5 protein-coding genes are annotated in these 3,890 nt (G+C 34.9%); all 5 read right to left on the reverse strand.

The features are described from left to right. Positions 1-122 precede the first annotated feature (122 nt). A complete protein-coding gene (locus KI369_RS16820) occupies positions 123-1,136 on the reverse strand; it encodes a PTS sugar transporter subunit IIC (protein ID WP_000666176.1) in 1,014 nt (337 codons plus the stop codon). A gap of 22 nt (positions 1,137-1,158) precedes the next feature. Then, positions 1,159-2,109, reverse strand: coding sequence for an L-lactate dehydrogenase (locus KI369_RS16825; RefSeq protein WP_438800506.1), 951 nt, complete (start codon positions 2,107-2,109; stop codon positions 1,159-1,161). A 240-nt stretch (positions 2,110-2,349) separates the two neighbouring features. Then, complete coding sequence (locus KI369_RS16830; protein ID WP_001002988.1) at positions 2,350-2,601, reverse strand: spore coat protein; 252 nt, start codon at positions 2,599-2,601, stop codon at positions 2,350-2,352. A gap of 13 nt (positions 2,602-2,614) precedes the next feature. Beyond that, complete coding sequence (locus KI369_RS16835) at positions 2,615-2,800, reverse strand: hypothetical protein (RefSeq protein WP_001180555.1); 186 nt, start codon at positions 2,798-2,800, stop codon at positions 2,615-2,617. 134 nt (positions 2,801-2,934) lie between these two features. Continuing rightward, on the reverse strand, positions 2,935-3,648 hold the full coding sequence (locus KI369_RS16840) for a CPBP family intramembrane glutamic endopeptidase (protein WP_212956697.1): 714 nt from the start codon (positions 3,646-3,648) through the stop codon (positions 2,935-2,937). Between the last annotated feature and the right edge of the window lie 242 nt (positions 3,649-3,890).

Here is a 3,890-nt window from a genome sequence, read left to right on the forward strand (position 1 = left end):
TAGTTGAACCAATCGGGATTTTACGGGCAGCCCGACTCCCACCTAGCTTCTTTGCTTTCGCTGAATTTTGAGGTGGGGGGTCTTACTGCCCGTTAAATGCGGGATAAAAGGAGATTTTCAATTTAAGATTGCGGTACAGTCATATCACCAGAGTGAATACGACCTGCTTTTTTAAGAGCAATGTAAAGTATATAAGAAACAGCTACTGGAATGATGATATAAGTGATTACCATCGCCGGGACAACTTCCCATCCTTCGCTAGAAATTAAGTTAATTGGTGCGATAAGGGAGCTTAATCCAAGACCTGCAATTTCTTTTCCTGCTTCCAGTTGAAAAATTAATGCGGATACTGGACCAACTATAGCACTGGCGACGACAGTTGGGACGAGAATCATTGGATTTTTAGTGATATTTGGCAACTGTACTTTCGGAGTACAAAGTGCTTGAGCTAATATGCCACCTAAATTGTTTTCTTTCGCTGAGATAACAGAGAATCCGATAAACTGGGCTACGCAGCCTGCAAGAGCAGCACCACCTGCAACGCCGTCTAAGCTAAGTGCGATTGCTAACGCGGCTGATGATGCTGGAGAGATAAGTAATAATCCCCAAACGACTGCAATAACGATAGAAGCGATAAACGGGCTACCAGCTGAGCTATCTTTAATAAATGCTCCAACTGTATTTAGAACGGGAGTAATATTATGAGATAACCAAATACCGACTAAACCAGAACCTAATATTGCCGCAAATGGAACGAGCATCATATCTAACGCAGTTTTTCCACTTAAACGTTTACCAATATATACAGCTAAAGTCGCTGTTAATAATGCACCGATTGGCTCACCTGTTTTAATAATTAGACCTGCTTCAGTAATTGAAATGGATCCAGCACCAATCGCTCCAGCTACCATAGCCGAGAAGATTACAAGACCATTTGCACCAAGCATAAAAGCAATTCCGGCACCAATGGCTGGTGCCATAAGTGATTTTGCAACAACTCCGATTGTAATAAGCAACGGAATATCAACAATTCTTCCTATATTTTCGATTAGTAAACCAATTCCAAGGGATACGAAAATACCTTGCGCGATTCCAGCTGATGCTTTAAATACACGAGACATTATATATTCCTTCATTTGTTTCACCTTCTCCTATAAGTTAGTAACCAATTGTTTTCATATAATCACGTAAAATATCGTTTGATTTTGCGAATCGAGATTCTTCATCCTCTGTTAAATTTAGTTCTACAATTTCTCTTATACCATCTCTAGTAATAATAGCTGGTACTCCTGTACAAATATCATATTCACCGTACTCCCCATCTAAAATAGCTGATACAGCAATGACACGGTGATCATCGCTAAAGATTGATCTCGCAATATATGCTAGGGAGTTTCCGATTCCGTAATAAGTAGTACCTTTTCGTTTATAAATTTCCCATCCAGCTTTTGCAGTCTTCTCAACAATTTCATCTAAATCTATTTCACCAAATCGTTCTTTTTGTTCCTCTAAAATTTGTAGAATTGGCTTTCCGCCAACAGTTACATGAGACCAAGCAACCATTTGAGAATCACCATGTTCTCCTAATGAATACCCATGAATACTACGAGGATCTACATGTAACATTTCAGATAAAATTGTTCGTAAGCGAGAAGAATCTAGTGATGTACCAGTACCGATCACACGATTTCTAGGTAATCCAGATAATTTCCACACTTCATATGTAATAATATCAACTGGGTTCGATGCAAGTAAGAAAATACCGTCAAATCCACTTTCCATTACGCCGCCAACAACACTTTCCATAATCTTCGCACTCGCTCCTAAAGTATCTAAGCGACTTTGGCCTGGTTTTGGCGCTGGTCCTGCTGTAATAATAACGATGTCCATATCTTTGCAGTCTTCATAGCTTCCTGCATAGACTTTTGTTCTTGTATTTGTAAAGTTAATGCAGTGTGATAAATCCATTGCTTCCCCAACTGCACGTTCATGATTTATATCAATTAATAATAGCTCTTCGCAAATGCCTTGATTCACAATGGAATATGCACAACTTGATCCAACTAATCCAGTACCGATAATTGCAATTTTTCTTGTATTTCGTTTCATAGCAATCTCTCCTAATTGATCATATAATCTATTTCTTTTGTTCTTTACACTCCTAATTATAGAGATTCCCACGATAGAAACCATGGATACTTTGTGAAATATTGAACAAACTTTTTGTCCTTTTTGTGAATTGTTATATTCCATTTTCGTCATATTTGTTACAACTGGAAAAATATTTATTATGTATTTATTGACATATACAAAAAGAAAACGAGCGAATAAATTCGCTCGTTTTTTTTCCTATTGTTCCATACTTAATTGACTTTTTAATTGTTGTACAATCATTGGATTCGCAGGTGCTGCTGGCTTGTAATAACTCTTTTGCTTTGCATACTCATACATATTACGTTGACGCATCTCATCTTGATTACGAATTTGAATTAACGTTTGGTGTAACTGTTCATTATCAGACTGAGCAATATAATTTGCATAACTTGTTAAACTTGCATTTAATCCTGCTAAATAATCATTTACCATATCTTTTTCATTCATGTTCCGCTTCCTCCTATCCTAGGAAAGTCATTAATTGCTGTTTCGTATTTCGTGCATCTTGCGCATCTTTTTGTAGCATTTGTTTCAGTTGTGGATCTGTACACGTCTGTGCATACTGCTCCAACTTGTTAATAATTGTTGCGTGTCCACCAATTAAATGACGTAAGTTTTCTACTTCAAGCTCTGTTAAGTTTTGCATATAACATACCCGCCTTTCTTTGTTCATTCATCATTAGTATTTGGTTCTTTTTGGATTGTATTCATCAACTTTTCCCACATATAAACAAAATAAAAGATGAATAGCTAGGCCATTCATCTTTTCTGCTAAATATTTTATAAAGAAACAATCATACTTATACTCACAAGTAGGTTCCATACAATATGTAAAATGATGCTAGGTACAATAGATTGTGTTTTCTTATATAACATAGCAAATACAATCCCCATAATCATTGCCGTAACCGGAAAACCACCATGAAGAATCCCAAAGATAAAGGAAGAAATAATGATACCAACTAGAAAACTATATTTCTTTTCAAAAAATCGATACAAAATACCTCTATATAAAATTTCTTCTTTAATTGGTGTAATTATAGCAACACTTAACACATATATAATACTTTGTAGACTATTTTGAAGTCCTAAGCTCCCTAATTGATCTCGTTGCTGCTCTGCACTTTCAAAGCTAAACAACTCTAACATTACATACTGAGTTAATGCAATGATGATAAAACCTATTAATAAATACAAGTAGGTTTTCCCATTTTTTAAAACAGATACATCCCATATGTTCTTAATAAAATGAAGCACTGGTTTATAAGCAAATAAAACAATAGTAACAACAGCTGCATCAAATAGAAGTAAATAATATCCCTCTAAATTAGCACGTAATACCTCTTCTCCAAAAATTCCAAGGGCTAAAGCAAGGAATAATCCCCCTAAGAGTGAGAACCCTAGAATGCTTACAATCGTTACAACTAGATTTTTATATGTTATGTTATCTACTTCTCTTTCTGCATTATACGCGTCTAATACTGTTTTTCTCATACTATTCCTCCATTTGTTTTCATTACCTTAATAAAAACCCTTTAATACAAATATATAGATAATATAACAAATTTTTCAAAAAGAATAATATGCAATTTTACATATCATGAAAGCTTTGTATTATATAGTTTTTGGAATTAGATTACTATAGAATAATTATTAGATGAAATTTCAAAAATTTCTTATCTATCCACCATAACCCTCGCATCATATAAAACTTATTAATTAAAGGAGAAATAAAC

It is taken from the genome of Bacillus sanguinis (assembly GCF_018332475.1).
GTDB lineage: Bacteria > Bacillota > Bacilli > Bacillales > Bacillaceae_G > Bacillus_A > Bacillus_A sanguinis.